Raw genomic sequence first — 17807 nt, forward strand, 5'->3', positions numbered from 1 at the left:
AAAAAACAGAGCCGAACCGACTCTGCTTCCTTCTTTTGATTAATCCTTTGACATTTGCAAGGCTTTCTTGACATCCTTAAATGATGAGGATTTGCCGTACATGAGTACGCCGCCTTTATAGACTTTAGCACCTAATACCGCAAGAGCGATTATGGTTATAACTAAAATGCCGATTGATAATCCAATTTCCCATGCCGGAACACTCAGCATCCCTGCTCTCAAGAACATGATCATTGGAGAGAAAAGCGGGATAAAGGATGTAACCGTGATGAAAGGCGCTTCAGGATTTCCAAGTCCGAACATCGCGATAAGGAATGCACCAACAATTATATACGTCATCGGTGCAATCATCTGCTGAACATCTTCAATTCTGCTGACAAGCGATCCTAAAAATGCTGCAAGAGTGGCAAAAATAAAGTACCCGAGAATAAAGAAAACGACTGCATAAACTAATGTTGCAACAGGCACTTCTGAAAAACTGAAGAAACCGTCACCCATCAATTCCGTATTTTCCATATTTCCTTTAATCGAGCTGTATCCGACCAATACAATAAGACCGAACTGCGTTAAACTCAATAGACCGATGCCAAGCAGCTTTGCAAACATTTGCTTGATGGGAGAAACGGAACTGATCAGAATTTCCATCACCCGTGATGATTTTTCTACCGCAACCTCCATCGCAATCATACTTGCATATAAGATCACCGAAAAATAAATAATGAACAGCAGAACGTAGACCAGCCCTCTTGCCTGATTCAGCTCTTCTTCTGATTTTGCATTTTCTAACAGGGCTGTTTTCTTAAGCTCTGAAGGTGTAAACAACTGACTCAGCTGCTCGCTTTTTAAGCCAAGATTTGCTGTACCTGCTGCTATTTTCGTTTGCTGTATGGCCTGCTCAATTGTCCCGGAAACACTTGAGTTTGCAATGGATCTTGCATAATAGGAGCCCTGCGGCAAACCATCTTGATCAAGACTAAGAATTAAATATCCTTCCATTTTTTCATCAAGAACATCCTTTTTCAGCTGTTCCTCTGATTTCTCTGAGCGTTTCAGCTGCAGTTTCTTATCCATAGCTGAAGCATTCTGCTCAAAAACAGGATAAATCGTTTCATTTTCCGTTTGATCAATAACTGCCACCTTAACAGCATCTTTATCCCCATCATTAAAAAAATCAATCACATTTTGCAGGTTTGTCAGCCCAAAGATCAGCAGCAGTGTTACGCCGGTTGTAATCAAAAATGATTTTGTCTTTAATTTGCTTGTATATGTATGCCAAAAGATGATCCAAAATTTATTCATACGCGGCACCAACCTTTTCAATGAAAATATCATTCAAAGAGGGCTCTGCCAGTTCAAATTTCCTGACAAATCCTTTGCCCTGCAAAGAAGCCATGATTTTCTGAGAGACCTCTTCACCTGTAACCTGCAGGTCCATTCCTTCAAACGTTTTTTTAGATTTAGTAACACCTTCAAAGTTCTGTAAATAGTCCAAGTCAAAATCAGCATGAACAATCACATTTTTTCTTCCAAAGGAACGCTTAATATCCTTTAATGCGCCATGAACAACAGGCCTTCCTTTATGCATGATGCATAAATGCTGGCAGAGTTCTTCTACATGCTCCATTCTATGACTTGAAAAGACGATCGATGTTCCGCGGTTTTTCAAGTCCAATACGGCATTTTTAAGCAGTTCTACGTTTACCGGATCAAGACCGCTGAACGGTTCATCGAGAATCAGCAGCTTCGGTCGATGCAGGACTGCTGTAATGAATTGAATCTTTTGCTGATTTCCTTTTGAGAGGTCCTCTACTTTCTTGTTTGCATATTCCGGAATCTTAAAGCGTTCAAGCCATTCATTCATTTCTGCAAGCGCAGTCTGTTTATTCATCCCTTTTAACCGCCCTAAATAAACGAGCTGATCACGCACTTTTACTTTAGGATAAAGCCCTCTTTCTTCCGGAAGATAGCCAATTTCATCACTCGCATCGTATCCGATCGGCTTCCCGTCCCATAAAATTTGACCTGCTGATGGATTTAATAAGCCTAATATCATCCGGAAAGTTGTCGTTTTTCCAGCGCCATTGGCCCCCAGTAAACCAAACATTTCACTCTCTGGAATCGATAATGAAAGCTGATCAACTGCTGTGTGTGACCCAAATCGTTTCGTAATTCCATCCAATTGTAAAGTCATCCTGATTCCTCCTGTCTATCTTATGTACGAAACTCATCAAGCAAATGTTTCATTTTCCTTGCAGGAAAAAAAGAAGATGATGAGAATTATAGTTATAAGCCTATAAAATTTTTAAACTTCATATGCAAAGGGGGCTATTAAATGGGCATGTATTACTTAACCGCATTTAATAAAGACGGGGAAAAATTAATGGATGAAAGCTTTGAAGCGGCCAATGACCAGGAAGCTAAAAGAGTCGGAGAGCAAAAGCTTGAAGAGAAAAACTATCTTAAAAAAACGCACCGCTGCACATCGGCAAGCGGTAAATTGATTTTATTTGAAAGGTGACTAGAAAAGCGGAAACGCCCGTTTAGCGCAGGCATGACAGATAAGGCTTCGCCAGTAAAGGCGCTTTTTGCCTTTACTGGCGGAGCCGTTCTGGCCGAGGAGTTGGGCGTTGGAGTTAGACACCTAGAAAAGCGGAACCGACTCGTCAGACTAAGGCAGACAGATAAGGATCCGGCTGAAAAGGCGCTTTTTGCCTTTATAGACGGAGCCGTTCTGGCCGAGGGGCTAGGAGGTGGAGCTAGACACCAATGCGCAAAAATTTATACGTTCTTCTCTTTTCAAAAGGACATCCATTTAAGGACGTCCTTTTATATTTAAGCGGTTACAAAACGGTAACCGCTTTTTCTTTATTTACCGGTAAACTGAGGTTTTCTTTTTTCTAAAAACGCATTAATGCCTTCTTGATGATCCTGAGATTGTCTCATGTTATATTGTGTTTCTTTTTCAAGTGAAAGGATGTGTTCTAGCTCTGGTTTCTTTACAGCAGAATAAATATTTTTGCTCGCAATCATCGCTTTTACAGGTTTCTGCAGCCATTCGCTGACAAGAGATTGTACGGCATCTTTTAAGTCAACGTCGCATACTAAGTCAACTAAACCAAGTTTGTACGCCTCATCTGCACTTAACTTTTCCCCGCTCCAGATCAATTGCTTGGCCTTCGCTTCGCCTAAGCGTTTTTCCATGAAGTAATGTCCGCCTCCGTCAGGTACAAGCCCGATGCCGATAAAATTCATCGCAAGAACTGAGCTTGAATGTGCGACAACATAGTCTGCTGCTAGAGCAAGACTGAATCCTAAACCTGCTGCCGGTCCGTGAATGGCGCTCACTGTTACCTTAGGCAGTGTATATAGCGTCGTGATGACCTCTGATATTAAATCCATTACCCCTGAAAAGCCCGAGTTATCCATTGAATTCAGCATCGTTTTAATGTCCCCGCCAGCTGAAAAACCTCTTCCGCTGCCTGATAAAACCACGATATCCGCTTCACTTTCACCAGCAAGCTTCAAAGCCTGAAGAAGCTCTCTCAGCATTTGTTCATTCATGGCATTTAAAACATCAGGCCTGTTCATTTCAATCGTTGCATATCTTCCATGTACCGCATATGTAACAGTTTCCATACCCATCCCCCTAAATTAAATTTCCATCCTCACTAATTATTATAGCTCGTTCTGAACATAATTGATATTATTTTCAGATAATTTAAATTCTCTCAACGATTGTCGCTGTCGCCATTCCGTGTCCAATGCATATCGTCAGCAGCCCATAGCGTGCATTCCTGCGTTCTAGTTCATTTACGAGACTTGTCATCAGCTTTGCTCCAGTAGCACCCAGTGGATGACCAAGAGCAATGGCACCGCCGTTTACATTCACTTTTTCAGGATCTGCCCCAATCATTTTCTGCCAGGCAAGGACAACTGGAGCGAATGCTTCATTGATTTCGAAAAGATCAATATCGTTTACAGTCAGCCCGCTTTTCTCCAGTACCTTCTGAGTTGCAGGGATGACACCTTCAAGCATGTAGGTTGGATCTGAGCCTACCACGGCTTGTGCCACAATTCTTGCCTTTGGTTTGAGTCCGAGCTCCCGTGCTTTGGAGCCTTCCATTAACAGGACTGCTGCCGCCCCGTCGCTCATTTGACTTGCGTTTCCTGCCGTTACAACGCCATCTTCTTTGAACACCGTTTTTAAATTTGCCAGAGCTTCAAGTGAGGTATCAGCGCGCGGGCCCTCATCCTGATCAAAGACAATTTCTTCTCCATCTTTATTCAGCCCTTTCAGCGGCAGAATTTCAGATTGATAGATTCCTTTTTGAATGGCTTCTAAAGCCCGCTTATGGCTTCGAAGCGAGTATTCATCAAGCTCCTGTCTTGTAATCTGATGCTTTTCTGCAATCATTTCTGCTGAAATGCCCTGATGAACAAAGTTATATTTTTCATGCAGGCTTGAAGGAATTGTTTCGTCGTTTCCATCGCTTAAGATAGAAACCTTTGTCATGCTCTCTACACCCGCTGCAATGACAATATCCATATCACCCGACCTGATTTCCTGACAGGCAAAATGAATGGCCTGCTGGCCCGATCCGCACATGCGGTTTATTTGAACGGCAGGCACGCTTACAGGAAATCCTGCTTCAAGAACCGCCAGTCTTCCAATGTTAAAGCCTTGTTCTGCAATTGGGGATACGCAGCCCATAACCACATCCTCAACCTGCTCTTTCGGCAGACCTGCCCTTGTGACAACCTCATTTAATACCGCAGCTGCAAGATGAACGGGATGTGTTTCTCTGAAGGCACCCTTCCTTTTTCCAACAGCCGTTCTTACCGCTTCAACAATTACTACTTCCCGTGTCATTTTCTCTCTCCTTCGTATGTGTAAAATCCTTTACCTGTTTTCCGTCCGTGATGTCCCGCTTCAACTAATTTTCTTAACAGCTGCGGTGGCAAAAAGCGGTCACCATATGCATCCGCCATCCCATTGCTGACAAACAGCATCGTATCAAGACCGACTAAGTCTGCAAGCTCAAGCGGTCCCATCGGATAATTCAGCCCAAGCTTGACCGCTTTGTCGATATCTTCTGCACTTGCAATCCCTTCTTCGTAAATCCGGATGCATTCAAGCATATGAGCAGACAGAGCTCTTGTTGTGATAAAGCCCTGTGCATCTTTTACTAATACTGTTTCTTTCCCTATTTCCTCTGATAATTTCCTGATTGTTTCAATTGTCTGATCAGATGTATCAATTCCCTTTACAATTTCAATCAGCTTCATAACAGGGGCCGGATTAAACCAGTGCATGCCAATGACCTGATCCGGTCTTTTTGTTGCAGCCGCAATAGCTGTAACGCTTAGTTCAGACGTATTTGTGGCCAGGATGACCCCTTTTTCCGTTAATTCGTCAAGTTCTTTGAAAATCGCTTTTTTCAGCTCCAGATTTTCAGGAACTGCTTCAACAACCAGCTCTGCTCCCTTCACTGCATCTGCAAGCACGGTAAAAGAATGGATCTTTTCTAACGCTGCTGACTTATCAGATTCTGAAAGGTGTCCTGCTTTAACGAACCTTGATAAGCTTCTATCAATTCCAGATTGTGCTTTTTCCAGCGCTTTCTCTGACACATCATATAAGTAAACTGTTTTTCCTGCGGCGGCAAAGGATTGGGCAATCCCGCTCCCCATTAATCCTGATCCGATAACAGCTATTTTCTGTATGTTCATAGAAGTGAGTCCCCCTTGATTTTTTGCTGAATGGTTCAAGCAAGATCTAAATTTTTCACGATGATGGTTTTCATGATTTCATTTGTACCTGCGTATATGGCTGAAACAGGTATATCACGATATCGTCTCGCAATCTCGTATTCTTCCATATAACCGTATCCGCCATGAAGCTGCATGACCTCTGACGCCACTTTTTTAGCCATGTCCGTAATCCAGTACTTAGCCATGGAAACACGTGTAACTGCATTTTTCCCTGCCAGATGTTCTTCAATGACAGAATCTAAAAAGGTACGGCCAATTTCAATTTCTGTTGCCATTTCTGCCAGCCGGAACTGAACAGTCTGAAAATCGCTGATTGATTTTCCAAACGCTTTTCTTTGCTTCGTATACTGCTTGGCAATAGCAAGCATTCTCTCAGCAGAAGTCTGCGCTCCGATTGCTACAAGGAGACGCTCCTGCTGCAGCTTATCCATTAAGTAATAGAAGCCTTTGCCTTCTTCTCCTAAAAGATTCGCCGCAGGCACTTTTGCATCCTCAAAAATGAGCTCTGCGGTATCCTGTGCGTGCAAGCCAACTTTTTCAAGCTTTCTGCCTCTTTTAAAGCCAGGTGTGTCTCTTTCAACGACCAGCAGGCTGATGCCTTTATGAGCAGGCACCGCCTTTGGCTCCGTTTTGCAGACAACAACAATTAAATCCGCACAGATTCCATTTGTAATGAATGTCTTCTCCCCATTTAATACATAATAGTCTCCTTGTTTAATAGCTGTCGTTTTTACAGCTGAGAGATCTGAACCCGCGCCCGGCTCTGTCATAGCAATCGCCGTAATGGTTTCTCCCGTCACACAAGTCGGCAGAAACCTTTGCTTCAGCTCTTCCGTTCCGTAAGAATCAAAATACGGCACGACGATATCGTTATGAAGGCTGATGCCGATAAGGCTGGATCCCACTTTTTCAAGCTCTTCGTTTATAATGACGGAATAGGCAAAATCTACGCCGGATCCTCCGTACTTCTCATCCGTCCAGGGACACAAAAAACCTTTCTCTCCCATTTTGATCCAAAGTTCACGCGGGACCATTCCTGCTTTTTCCCACTGATCGTAGTAAGGCACTGCTTCTTTTTGAAGGAATTTTCTTAGTGCTTCCCGGAAAATTTGATGCTCTTTTTGCAAGTATGCTGCCGGCATTTCAATCTAGCCCCCCTGTTTTATGCGCTTGGCTGTTCTGCGAGCTTCTCCCTTAAAAGAAATTTTTGGATTTTGCCGCTTGCGTTTCTAGGCAGCGCCTCTACAAAGTGATATTTGCGCGGTCTTTTATATGGCGCAAGCTTATCGCTCAATTTGCAGAATTCCTCAAGCTCTTGTTCTGATAGATTCATATCTTTTCTGACAATAAAGGCTGTCACACATTCTCCCCATTTCTCGTGCGGCTCTCCTAAAACAGCTGCATCGAGTACGCCTTTATGCTCAAATAAAACATCCTCAACTTCTCGCGGGTACACATTTTCCCCGCCGCTTATAATCATGTCGTCTACTCGGTCAGCCACATATAAAAACCCGTCACGATCCAAATATCCTAAATCGCCTGAATGATACCAGCCCTTATACAGCGCTTTTTCTGAAGCTTCCGGCATATTGAAATAACCTGCCATCATACAAGGTCCCTTTACAATAATTTCACCAACCTGTCCCGGCTGAAGAATATCTTCAGGTTCTGATGAACCATTCTCATTCGGCTTTACTATCCGCAGCTCATGTCCGAAGCAGACTTTTCCCGCTGAGCCTACTTTAGTCAGCTGCTCATCTTCTGACAAGAAAGTGACTGCAGGTCCCATTTCTGTCATGCCATAAGCCTGGATAAGGTCGGTGCCCAGCTTTTCCTTGCAGAGCTTGACTAGAGCCGGTGCCATCGGGGCTGCCCCGTACAAGCCAAGTCGCAGGGAAGTCAGATTGTACGTTTCAATTTTCTCCTGAAGCATCATGTTCCACATTGTTGGCGCTCCAAAAAAGACAGTGATTTTCTCTTCTTCAATCAGCTGAAGCACAAGCTCCGGCTCAAAATGATGCAAAATCACGTTGCTTCCGCCAACTTGTACGCGCGGGAGGAAACAGCAGTGGAGCTCCGCACAGTGAAACATCGGTGCAGCCACTAATCCGCGGTCATCCTTTGTCAGCCTTTTCGCAGCAATACAAACATGATTCTGCTCAATCATATCCCGGTGTCGATGAAGAACTCCTTTCGGGCGCCCAGTCGTCCCGCTCGTATACATGATGGCATACAGATCATTTTCAGTAATTTCCATGTCAATGAGCCTGCCGCTTGTATGCTTAACTTTCTCATGGTAGCTTGAAGCATATGATGGCGGTTCACCGTCGATGAACCAGAAGGAGATCTCTTCAAACTGTGATTGAATTTCGCTGATTTGCTGCTCAAGCGCCCGTTCAAACAGAACTAAGGAAGGCTTTGCATCGTTTAAGATGTAGGACACCTCCTGGGCTTTAAGCCTGAAGTTGATCGGATTGATGACTGCACCGATTTTGGCACTGGCAAAATAAGCCGTTGCAAGTTCAATCGTATTGAATAAATACGTCGAGATCCGGTCACCTTTCTTAACGCCTGCCTCCAAAAACGCATTTGCAAGCTTATTCACTTCTTTTTGCCACTCGGCATACGTCCACCTGATGCCTCTCCGGACATCATAAATGGCTTCCTTTGCAGGGTACTTCTCAGCAGTCAAATCAAATACTCGTCCAATCGTTGAATACATAGAAACTCCTCCTTTAGATAGAAAGCGTTTACAAAAAGGGCGGTAATGCTTCATTATTTAATCCCTTTATTAACATTCATCTTTTTTCAGAAAATTCCTTCATTCTATTTGAAATCTTTCATTAGAAGGTTTTATATCTATGAAAATCCGTTCTTATTTAAAGGATTAAATCATATGCAAAAAAAGGCTCGGGACATTTATTCCGAACCCTAAGCCGCAACCAGTCTTTTTGAATGCAAAATTCATGAATTTAATACTCTTTTTCAAGGGTAACATCATGCTCTTCTGCCAGCATTTCTAACTCATCACTGAATTCTCTGATCATTTTTCGTGCTGTCGCAAGCTTATCATTCGCATCGATAATTTTTCCCCGGTCCTGTTCTTCAAGCCCTGAAATGATCAAAATAAAAGCACTATGCTGAATATTGGCTGCTTTAATGTAATTTTCATGCAGTGCCTTTATTTTTTCCGATTGTACCTGAACTTCTTCTAAATCAGCAATAAAGGAATTGTACGTTGGCGAAACTTCATCTACCATCACTGAATACATAACTTCATCACTTGTGTAATTGTCGCCGGACACACTGTCATATGCGCTGATGGCAGCCGTTTCTTTTTCCGTAACCTCAGGCAGGATTTCATTCACATAGGTCAGCAATTCTTCCTGAACAGGATCCTCCGAACATCCCGAAAGTAAAAACAGGAACATAAACAGACAGGCGCAAAGTGGTTTTTTCATTTCTCCCACCTCCTCACTCCCCTAGGCTATTCAGCCATGAGCTGTCTCATGTTGGGGGATGCTTGGATTATTTATGTGGCTGAATAGCGCAGGAAGACATTTGAGGGTAATGCGAAAAATGATCCCTTTTTTCTATAAAAAAGAAGCTCCCCCTTTTATGGGAAAGCCTCTCTTTCAAAACATCACACGAACATTTCTTCCAGAATCTTAATTTTCGCTTCTGTATAATGCTCAAAACTGTCGTTATAGGATTTTGGATCCTTCGGGTTCGCAAATTGCGTAATCTTCCCTGTTTCAGGGTGAATAAATTTGCTTGCTGCTCCGCATCCGATGCCAATGATGGACTGCTGCTCTTCCATGATCATGATGTTATAAATGCTGTCCTGGCCCTCAAGCGCATAGCCCACATTTTCCAGATTGCCAAGAATGTTTTTTTGACGGTACAAGTAGTATGGAGTATAGCCGTGTTCATCTGTCCATTTGACAGCATGATCCATCATTTCTTCGATTTCTTCGCGTCCTGCCACTTTGTATTTTTGTTTATTTCTTGTCATCTCTGATGCACGTTTAAAGGACAGTGTATGAACCGTTAAGGATTCAGGCATCAGTTTTTCTGTTTCGGATAATGTATAATCAAATTCTTTTATTCCTTCACCCGGCAATCCAATAATCAAGTCCATATTAATATTGTTCATGCCCATGGAGCGGGCTAAATGGAATTTATCAATGGTCTCCTGAACGGTATGATGACGTCCGATGGCTTTTAATGTTTCATCAATATAAGATTGAGGATTGATGCTGATTCGGTCGATATTCCATTTTTTCAACACGTTCAGTTTGTCCTCTGTAATCGTATCCGGACGGCCCGCTTCTACTGTAAGCTCGCGGATTTTATCAACACCCGGGAATGCTGCGTTCATTTCCTCGTACAGCATATCCATTTCTTCTGCAGTAATGCTTGTAGGAGTACCTCCACCGTAATACACAGTTGTGATTTTTATGTTTTTCTCTTTCAGCCATTTTCCCATCTCACGAATTTCATAGTGCAGCCCGCCAAGGAACGAATCAACAGATCCCTGTCTTCCGCCTATTGCATAAGCAGGGAACGTGCAGTACGCACATTTAGTCGGACAGAACGGGATGCCAATATAAATGCTCACTTCTTTTGAAAGATCATACAGATCGGGAACAACGCTCAGCTGCCTGTCGACGATCCGCTGCATCAGCTGAATTTTTTCGTCTGAAATTAAATATTCTTCCTTCAGCATCTGATGCGCTTCTTCTTTTGACATGCCTTCACGCAATTTTTTATGAAGAAGCTTTGTCGGCCGGATACCTGTTAAGATTCCCCACTGCTGTATCATGCCTGTGTAATCCTGAAGCAGGTTCAGATGCACATATACGAGTGTATGCTTAACCGCTTTAAATACCTCTTTTTCACTCAGGTCATCTGAAATACCTTTTTCGTGCGCAGCCGACTTCTCATATCCTTTTTGATCAGACAAAGTTCCGCGGACGCTAATGCTTCCATTCTTTTCTTCTATTTGGAAAATGATGCTGATGTCCGCTTCCGTTTCTTCAAACATCAGCTTTGTTTCTTCGTAAAACAAATTTGAAATTAACTGCAGCGGACGATGAAATCGTTCATCGTTTATGCCATTTATAGTAAAACGCAAGATTCTCACCTTATCTTTTTTTAGATTCAAAACTTCCTTAAGTGTACAAAACCTGGAGCATATGGTCAATTTAGAAAAGCGGAGACGCTCGGTCAGTTCAGGGTGGCAGATTCGTTCCCTGAAGCACGCCGCAAGATTGCTGCCTGCTCGCAGGATTCCCGATTCAATTTACGGCAACAGTCTTCCAAAAAAGATAAAAACAGATGGCTATACAGCCATCTGCTCCTATATTACAGCACATATTTTTTAATTGCTTCAGCAACCCCGTCTTCATCATTGGACAAAGTGACCCAGTCAGCTGCTTTTTTGACGATGTCCTGTGCATTCCCCATTGCAACACCAACACCTGCTTCTTTAATCATCGCCAGGTCATTCATGCTGTCGCCGCAGGCCAGCACGTTTTCCATTGTGATGCCGAGCAGTCCGCATACCTTCTCAATGCCTTTGGCTTTATTAATTCCAATTGCATTCACCTCAAGGTTTGTAGGACTTGAATTCGTGATTTCAAACTCCCCTCTGCTGCGGAGCTCATTTAAAATGGTTTCACGGGCTTTATCATCTTCAATTTCAAATCCGAACTTAAGCCACTGAAACGTGCTTAAATCCTCCGGCATTTCATTAAAGAACACTCTTTCTGTGCTTGTTGCCCAGTAACCTGTTTTATGTGTTTTAGATAAGTCATACATCCAAGTCATCAAATCATTATGGACGATATTTCTATCCACGAGTTCACCGTGCTCGTCCCAAATTTCGCTGCCATTTACAGTGACCAAATAAGAAGATAAGCTCAGTGACTTAGCAAGATCCCGCAGGGTTGCCATGCTTCTGCCAGTGCTGATGACGACATGAATGCCCCGGGCTTCAGCGTCTCTGATTGCTTTTCTGTTTGCTTCTGAAATTTCTTTTTTTTCGTTCAGAAGTGTACCATCCATATCAAGTGCAATAAGTTTAATTTCCATGTAAAAATCCTCCTATACCTTCTCGGCTCTTTACCTAGGATATCATTTTACAGGCTGATAAACCAAATGGATGCCTCTTGCTACTCAAAAGTCTTTTATTCTTTAAACATTCGCCGATTCCATTGCAAAGTACTCTTTAATCGAATAGCTGAATAACTGGCGTTTAATTCTCCCTTTATCGCCAATCAGCCTGTACCAGCTTTGCCCGACATAAAAGTGATTTGAAAGCAGGATCTCCAGTACATAGGAAATCCGGTCTTCGGCTTCTTCAGTTTCAATTTTCACTTTGCTTGAAAAAGCTAAAACAAAGTATGTTTTTTCATAATCCAGCTCCAGAACTTGCAGATGATAACTATCCCCGTGTTTGCGGTTAAAGTCTTCAAGCACTTTTTCAAGGCCCATTCCTATTTCTATATCGAATTTGCCCGCTTCACTCCAAGTTGAGATGAGTGAATCATAAAGTGACAGCGTTAGGATATAGTGCGATTGATACTCGCCTGGATTAAATTCTCGATTTGCATTTTGATCTTCGAGCGGCACAATAATGTACTTTTCGTAATTTGAGAAGAAGTCCCCTTTCATCTCTTTACCTTCTTTCTTTAGTTATTGACCCAGGAATGTTGTGAGTGATCCGTGCATTTCGGAAAAAAAAAGTTATACCTTATTAGTTCTAAATAAAATCGGAAATACCTTCTCATTCTTTGCAAGAAAAGCGCAAGACCCCGTTTAGCGCAGTCATTACAGATAGGTATCCATAATTCTTGGCGCTATTTCCAATACTTACTGTTCCGTTCTGGCCAGGGAGCCTGAGCGATTCCGCTCGCCATCGAAGCGCAAATTTTTACACTTTCTTATTTTTGAACAAAAAAAAGAGCTGTATCTTTCAGCTCTTTTCATTGCTTGTTAATGAATCTGCTATTTCTGCGTCCGTCGCTAAAATAAGATCTGTATGGACGTAGTCCGAGCCAAACATTTCATGAAGGTCTTCTATTTTCAGCGATTTCACTTTTACGATATCATCATTCTCTTTATAAACATAAATAGTAAAATACTGATTTAGGTATTCAAAAAAGGAATTTGGGTCTACTCCCGTTTTTTCGAAATAGTCGCTGTTGAACTCAATAAACCCCAGAACAGAACGGCTGTTTTCAAATAATTGCCTCATTCCCTTTAATACGAAAGCTTCATATCCTTCAACATCAATTTTAAAAAGAACAACTTTATTTTCCATGCTATTATTCAATAACGAATCAACAGTAATTGATTGTACAGAAACCTCGTCGACCATGTGATGAGCCGGCATATAAGAAGCCGAAGAAGTTCCTGACCAGTGGTTATCTATGAAAAAGCGTTTATCTTCTCCGTCTGAATCAGAAGCAAAGGCATGAACAATCTTGATTTGTGAGTGATTCGGATGAGCATCCCGGGACTTGCTGATATATGTAAGCAGGTTTTGGTTAGCTTCAATTCCGAATATCTTTGTATGTTTCGGATAAATGATTGAGAAAATACATTCTCCATAGTTGACGCCTATATCAATAATATAGTCCGGCTTCACTGCTTCAACAGCCTGCTGCCAAAAAGAAAGAAGCCTCTTTTGCGTTACGCCTCCGCTGATCAGCAATGCTCTGCCCCGATTCTCTTTTGCATCAACATAAAGAACGGTTGAAGACGGGAGGACGATTTTATCCGGAAGTTTGCTGATATCCAATGTTCGGTATTTCATCAGTATCCCAAAATCAATTAACCCTTTCCAAAGCTTAGGGTACTGTTCCCACATTTTCATAAGAAACGGCTTTCTTACAGCTGCTTTGTTAATCATGATGGTCCTCCTTTTTAAGCATTCTTATATCTTCTTATTAACCTATAAAAATCCTTTTGAAATGGATACAGATTAACATAGAATTTACAATTGGCTAAAAAAGGGGTATCCGGTTATTGAACGAACTAAGGCTGCGGAAAGTTGGCACTTTTAAACTTCTTTTGTTCTTGATTCTTCTTTTCACGCCATTTCAGCGATTTGTGGAATCAAAGCGGAGATTTGATTCCACTTTACGAGCCATCTCAGCGTTTTGTGGAATCATAGCGGGTTTTGTTTCCACTTTCCAAGCCATCTCAGCGTTTTGTGGAATCATAGCGGGGCTTTGTTTCCACTTTCCGAGCCATCTCAGCGTTTTGTGGAATCATAGCGGAGATTTGATTCCACTTTACTAGCCATCTCAGCGATTTGTGGAATCATAGCGGGTTTTGTTTCCACTTTCCAAGCCATCTCAGCGTTTTGTGGAATCATAGCAGGGCTTTGTTTCCACTTTCCGAGCCATCTCAGCGTTTTGTGGCATCATAGCAGAGATTTGATTCCACTTCTCGTCCCATCTCAGCGATTTATGGAATCATAGCAGAGATTTGATTCCACTTTCCGAGCCATCTCAGCGTTTTGTGGAATCATAGCGGGGATTTGATTCCACTTCTCGTCCCATCTCAGCGATTTATGGAATCATAGCGGGGATTTGATTCCACTTCTCGTCCCATCTCAGCGTTTTGTGGAATCATAGCTGGGCTTTGTTTCCACCTTACGTGCCGTCTCAGCGATTTGTAGAATCATAGCGGGTTTTGATTCCACTTTACGAGCCATCTCATCGTTTTATGGAATCATAGCAAGGCTTTGTTTCCACTTTCCTTCCCATCTCAGCACCTTGAGGAATCATACCAATTCTTTGATCTCCTGAAACAACAAAAAAACGGATACAAATTGGCTTGCAATTTAGTACCCGTTTTATTCTGCTCATATGGTCCTGTTATCGGTCAACCTTCAGTTTATCTAAAAACTCAATGCGATGCTGTTTTCTGAAGTGTTCTTTTACCATATAAGAAACACCCTGGTCATCGTTATTTCTTGTAATCCAGTCAGCCGCTTTTTTTACATGATTAGGGGCGTTCCCCATGGCTACTCCAAGTCCGGCCATTTCAATCATTTCTTTGTCATCATCAGCGTCTCCAATAGCGACCATTTCTTCAGGCATAATATTTAAGTGCTGACCAAGAAGCCTTAAGCCGTTCTCCTTTGATACACCTTTTGCAGTGATTTCGAGCACTGTCGGGTTTTTGACCCTTATGGTAATGCCAACGAACGCATCAGAAAGCACTTTTTCAACCTCTTGGCATTCATGCTCTTCTGAAAAGTACACTTCTATTTTTGGGGCTGAGAGCGGTTCATCTCTTAAGTTTTCTCCAAGCGAATCGACAAACTGGACTGGATAAAACAACGGATCCGTTGGGCTTAACAATGTTTTCCCCACGATATTTGAGGATACTTTTTTCCGGTTTCCGAGCGAAAAACGTTCATGCACGATTCGGACGTTGCAATCAAATGTTTCGAGCACCTGAACGAGGTTAAATGTTTTTTCCTCTGATATTCTGTTTTCATAGAAAGACCTGTCAACTTTATCAGAAATAAACGCACCGCTGTGCGTAATCAAAATATTGTTTATCTTAAGCGCTTTTGCAAGTTTTTTGGCTGTCTGAAAATGCCGGCTTGTCACGAGAGTAACGTATACTCCCTTTTTTTGAACATAATGGATCGCTTCCCTTGTAGAAGGTTGAAGTCGACCGTTGGAACGAAGCAATGTTCCGTCAATGTTTAACGCTAGTAGTCGGTAGATCACTGTGAATCCCCCTTCAGCTGATGTCTGATTTCTAATATGAGGATATGTCCTTTCATCCTGAAATAGAACGAAATGCACGGCAGCCTGTTTCCATGATTTTCGAACCAAATGAAAACAGCTCTGTGATTCTTGCCACAGAGCTGTTTTTATAATTGTAAAACCCCAGTATTTAACTTTCTCCCAACAAACGTGACGGAAAACTGTTACCCGCAGCTTCCGTTGACAGAATGGTTCAGGCGATCATCCCCATAATCGCAGACCATAAAATAAGTGAAATAAAACGCTTACATTTATTATTGCAAGTTATTTCAAATTTGACAAGGGGTTTTCTCGAAAAAATGAAAGCGTTTTATTGTTTGATTTATTCTGAATTTACACGATTTAGGATTCCCTGAAGTATTCTTTATGAAAACCTTCCGTTTATTAACGATATTTTCATCATTTTTAGCGGATTAAGGCAATCTTATAGCGAACTGATTTTTTCATTTAACCTTTTGTTCATCATCCCTTTGATCAGCCAAGATCATTTATTACTAGCCGGAGACGTCAATCCCATGCCGCACACCAAAAAAAAAAAACGGAGCATTTCGTACTCGCTCCGTTTTTCCTTCTTATTGTTGAAGACTGCCGTAAAGCTCTTCAAGCGGCTTCATGATGATTTTATTTAGTTCTGCAATCGTCATGCTCATGCGCTGTTCAGCTTCCATCAGCTTTGAAATTTTATCGTGCTGCTGTACAAGTGCCACTGATTTCTGTGCCTGTTCAATTTCTTCTGGAGAAATTTCCTGGCCTGACATTTGCTTTTGCTGAAGGTTTAATTGAATATCTCTGAAGCTTTCAAACAAAGTGCGTGCTGAATCATCAGCGTTTACTTCATCATAAAGACTCTTTAGTATTTTGAAATCATCACTGTCTCTAAGTGCTTTCTCAAGATCGTATCCTAAATCATAAACATTCGCTGCCATAAGTATTCCTCCTAACATCTTTTCACGCTGTGCCTTAAAAGCACCCTACAACTATAACAAACTATTCAACAAATTTCATTTCGTGCCCATTTTTCTATCTGAGCAGCATGACGACTATCGCCTGGAAGCCTCCAATGATCCCTCCGAGCAATGCACCTAAATAAGTAATCATGGTAAACTCCCTTCTCGAAATGCCAAGGACCATTTCTTCGAGCCTTGAGACAGAGAAAGATTGAACCTGCTCTTTAACAATTTCTTGAAGGTGAAGCTGCTCCAGCATCTTTTCCATATGGTTTTGAAGGTATTGGACAGCAAGTATTACCATTTTGGGGATAAATTCATCTGTAATCCATTCGGAATAAGGCAGCAGATAGTCAGAAACAGGAGCATTGAGCCTGTCTTTGATCGCCATTTCCTTTAAAATTGCCTGCTTTGACAGTGACAGAAGTTCATCAAGACTGAATTTTTCTTCAAGATCTCCAAGTTTAATGTCTTCAATTCTCTTCCACTCTTTTTCAATTAAGGAAGTGAGCAGCCGTTTGGTTTCACTATTTCGAAGGAATTTCAGCACTTCCGGCTGCACCTTATCATATACGCTTGTATTTCCTAAAAACATTTGAAGCATTCCGCCGAGCATGCCTCTTTCTGCCAGAAAGTCATCAATCATTCTTCTGAGGCGCTGCTTGCCCTCATCACTTTGAAAATAATCAATGCCCTTTTGAACAACAAATTCTGATGCTGCGGGAAGTGAGCGCTCTATTTTTTCGTAAAGGTGAAAAGGTAAAGCTTCTTTAACAGTCAGTACCCGATATTGCTCAACTTTCTCTTTCATTTTAGAATCGATCATTTCACTCAGCTTTGATTCTATTTTCCCTTCCAAATTTTCGATGCCGATGTCAGCAGCAAATGCTGCTGCCGTTTTTTCACTGTTTATGAGACGTTTCGCTTCATTATTTACCCATGATGTAACGGTTTTATGAAAATCGTCATTTGCGAGCTTTCTTCGAATGCCGTCTGGTGTAAGCAAATGTCCGACAACCATTTTCCCCATTTGATCAGCAAGTTCCACTCGCCGTTTTGGAATAAGTCCGGGTGTAAAAGGGATTTTCATTCCGAATAAATACTTCGCATTATGCGGTTTGAAGAGCATCTTAATGGCAAGGTGGTTTGTGATTCCGCCAATTACCGCTCCAATTGCAATCATAAACAAAATTAATGTCAATCCAGTCATAACCATCTACCTTCCAAATCTCACCTATTCACTGATTTATTCATACGATGCTTATATCAGCGTCTGCCTATAAACCTATTA

At 42.0% G+C, this 17807-nt stretch carries 16 protein-coding genes; 1 reads left to right on the forward strand and 15 read right to left on the reverse strand.

Annotated elements, in window-relative coordinates:
* Positions 1–39 precede the first annotated feature (39 nt).
* Together E2R53_RS12335 and E2R53_RS12340 are read right to left on the reverse strand one after the other, a co-directional pair.
* A complete protein-coding gene (locus E2R53_RS12335) occupies positions 40–1299 on the reverse strand; it encodes an ABC transporter permease (RefSeq protein WP_133312022.1) in 1260 nt (419 codons plus the stop codon).
* Complete coding sequence (locus E2R53_RS12340) at positions 1292–2191, reverse strand: ABC transporter ATP-binding protein (RefSeq protein WP_133312023.1); 900 nt, start codon at positions 2189–2191, stop codon at positions 1292–1294. Before E2R53_RS12340 ends, E2R53_RS12335 begins: the two co-directional genes overlap by 8 nt.
* Positions 2192–2332: 141 nt before the next feature.
* Between E2R53_RS12340 and E2R53_RS12345 the strand changes: the two genes are divergently transcribed.
* Complete coding sequence (locus E2R53_RS12345; protein WP_133312024.1) at positions 2333–2518, forward strand: YhzD family protein; 186 nt, start codon at positions 2333–2335, stop codon at positions 2516–2518.
* A gap of 347 nt (positions 2519–2865) precedes the next feature.
* Here E2R53_RS12345 and E2R53_RS12350 read toward each other — a convergent pair whose 3' ends face one another.
* From E2R53_RS12350 to E2R53_RS12410, 13 genes are all read right to left on the reverse strand, one after another.
* Complete coding sequence (locus E2R53_RS12350) at positions 2866–3636, reverse strand: enoyl-CoA hydratase (protein ID WP_286166161.1); 771 nt, start codon at positions 3634–3636, stop codon at positions 2866–2868.
* An 82-nt stretch (positions 3637–3718) separates the two neighbouring features.
* Positions 3719–4870, reverse strand: coding sequence for a thiolase family protein (locus tag E2R53_RS12355; protein WP_133312026.1), 1152 nt, complete (start codon positions 4868–4870; stop codon positions 3719–3721).
* A complete protein-coding gene (locus tag E2R53_RS12360) occupies positions 4867–5730 on the reverse strand; it encodes a 3-hydroxyacyl-CoA dehydrogenase family protein (RefSeq protein ID WP_133312027.1) in 864 nt (287 codons plus the stop codon). The genes E2R53_RS12355 and E2R53_RS12360 overlap by 4 nt, the downstream gene beginning before the upstream one ends.
* Before the next feature lie 35 nt (positions 5731–5765).
* A complete protein-coding gene (locus E2R53_RS12365) occupies positions 5766–6914 on the reverse strand; it encodes an acyl-CoA dehydrogenase family protein (protein ID WP_133312028.1) in 1149 nt (382 codons plus the stop codon).
* Between the two features lie 20 nt (positions 6915–6934).
* Positions 6935–8494 (reverse strand): fatty acid--CoA ligase, encoded by a 1560-nt coding sequence (locus tag E2R53_RS12370; RefSeq protein WP_133312029.1) that lies wholly within the window; start codon positions 8492–8494, stop codon positions 6935–6937.
* A gap of 250 nt (positions 8495–8744) precedes the next feature.
* The gene (locus E2R53_RS12375; RefSeq protein WP_133312030.1) at positions 8745–9233 is read right to left on the reverse strand and encodes a hypothetical protein; all 489 of its coding nucleotides are present in this window, start codon (positions 9231–9233) and stop codon (positions 8745–8747) included.
* A gap of 182 nt (positions 9234–9415) precedes the next feature.
* Positions 9416–10909, reverse strand: coding sequence for a coproporphyrinogen III oxidase (locus E2R53_RS12380; protein WP_133312031.1), 1494 nt, complete (start codon positions 10907–10909; stop codon positions 9416–9418).
* 230 nt (positions 10910–11139) lie between these two features.
* Positions 11140–11868 (reverse strand): Cof-type HAD-IIB family hydrolase, encoded by a 729-nt coding sequence (locus tag E2R53_RS12385; RefSeq protein WP_133312032.1) that lies wholly within the window; start codon positions 11866–11868, stop codon positions 11140–11142.
* A gap of 102 nt (positions 11869–11970) precedes the next feature.
* The gene (locus tag E2R53_RS12390; protein ID WP_133312033.1) at positions 11971–12450 is read right to left on the reverse strand and encodes a hypothetical protein; all 480 of its coding nucleotides are present in this window, start codon (positions 12448–12450) and stop codon (positions 11971–11973) included.
* A 301-nt stretch (positions 12451–12751) separates the two neighbouring features.
* Positions 12752–13690, reverse strand: a complete 939-nt coding sequence (locus E2R53_RS12395; RefSeq protein ID WP_133312034.1) for an FkbM family methyltransferase — start codon at positions 13688–13690, stop codon at positions 12752–12754.
* Between the two features lie 973 nt (positions 13691–14663).
* Positions 14664–15530 (reverse strand): Cof-type HAD-IIB family hydrolase, encoded by an 867-nt coding sequence (locus E2R53_RS12400; protein ID WP_133312035.1) that lies wholly within the window; start codon positions 15528–15530, stop codon positions 14664–14666.
* A 611-nt stretch (positions 15531–16141) separates the two neighbouring features.
* Complete coding sequence (locus tag E2R53_RS12405) at positions 16142–16495, reverse strand: YlbF family regulator (protein WP_133312036.1); 354 nt, start codon at positions 16493–16495, stop codon at positions 16142–16144.
* A gap of 94 nt (positions 16496–16589) precedes the next feature.
* Entirely contained in the window at positions 16590–17726 is a 1137-nt protein-coding gene (locus tag E2R53_RS12410) for a DUF445 domain-containing protein (protein ID WP_165970971.1), read from the reverse strand.
* Between the last annotated feature and the right edge of the window lie 81 nt (positions 17727–17807).

Source organism: Peribacillus frigoritolerans (genome assembly GCF_004358755.1).
GTDB lineage: Bacteria > Bacillota > Bacilli > Bacillales > Bacillaceae > Bacillus_P.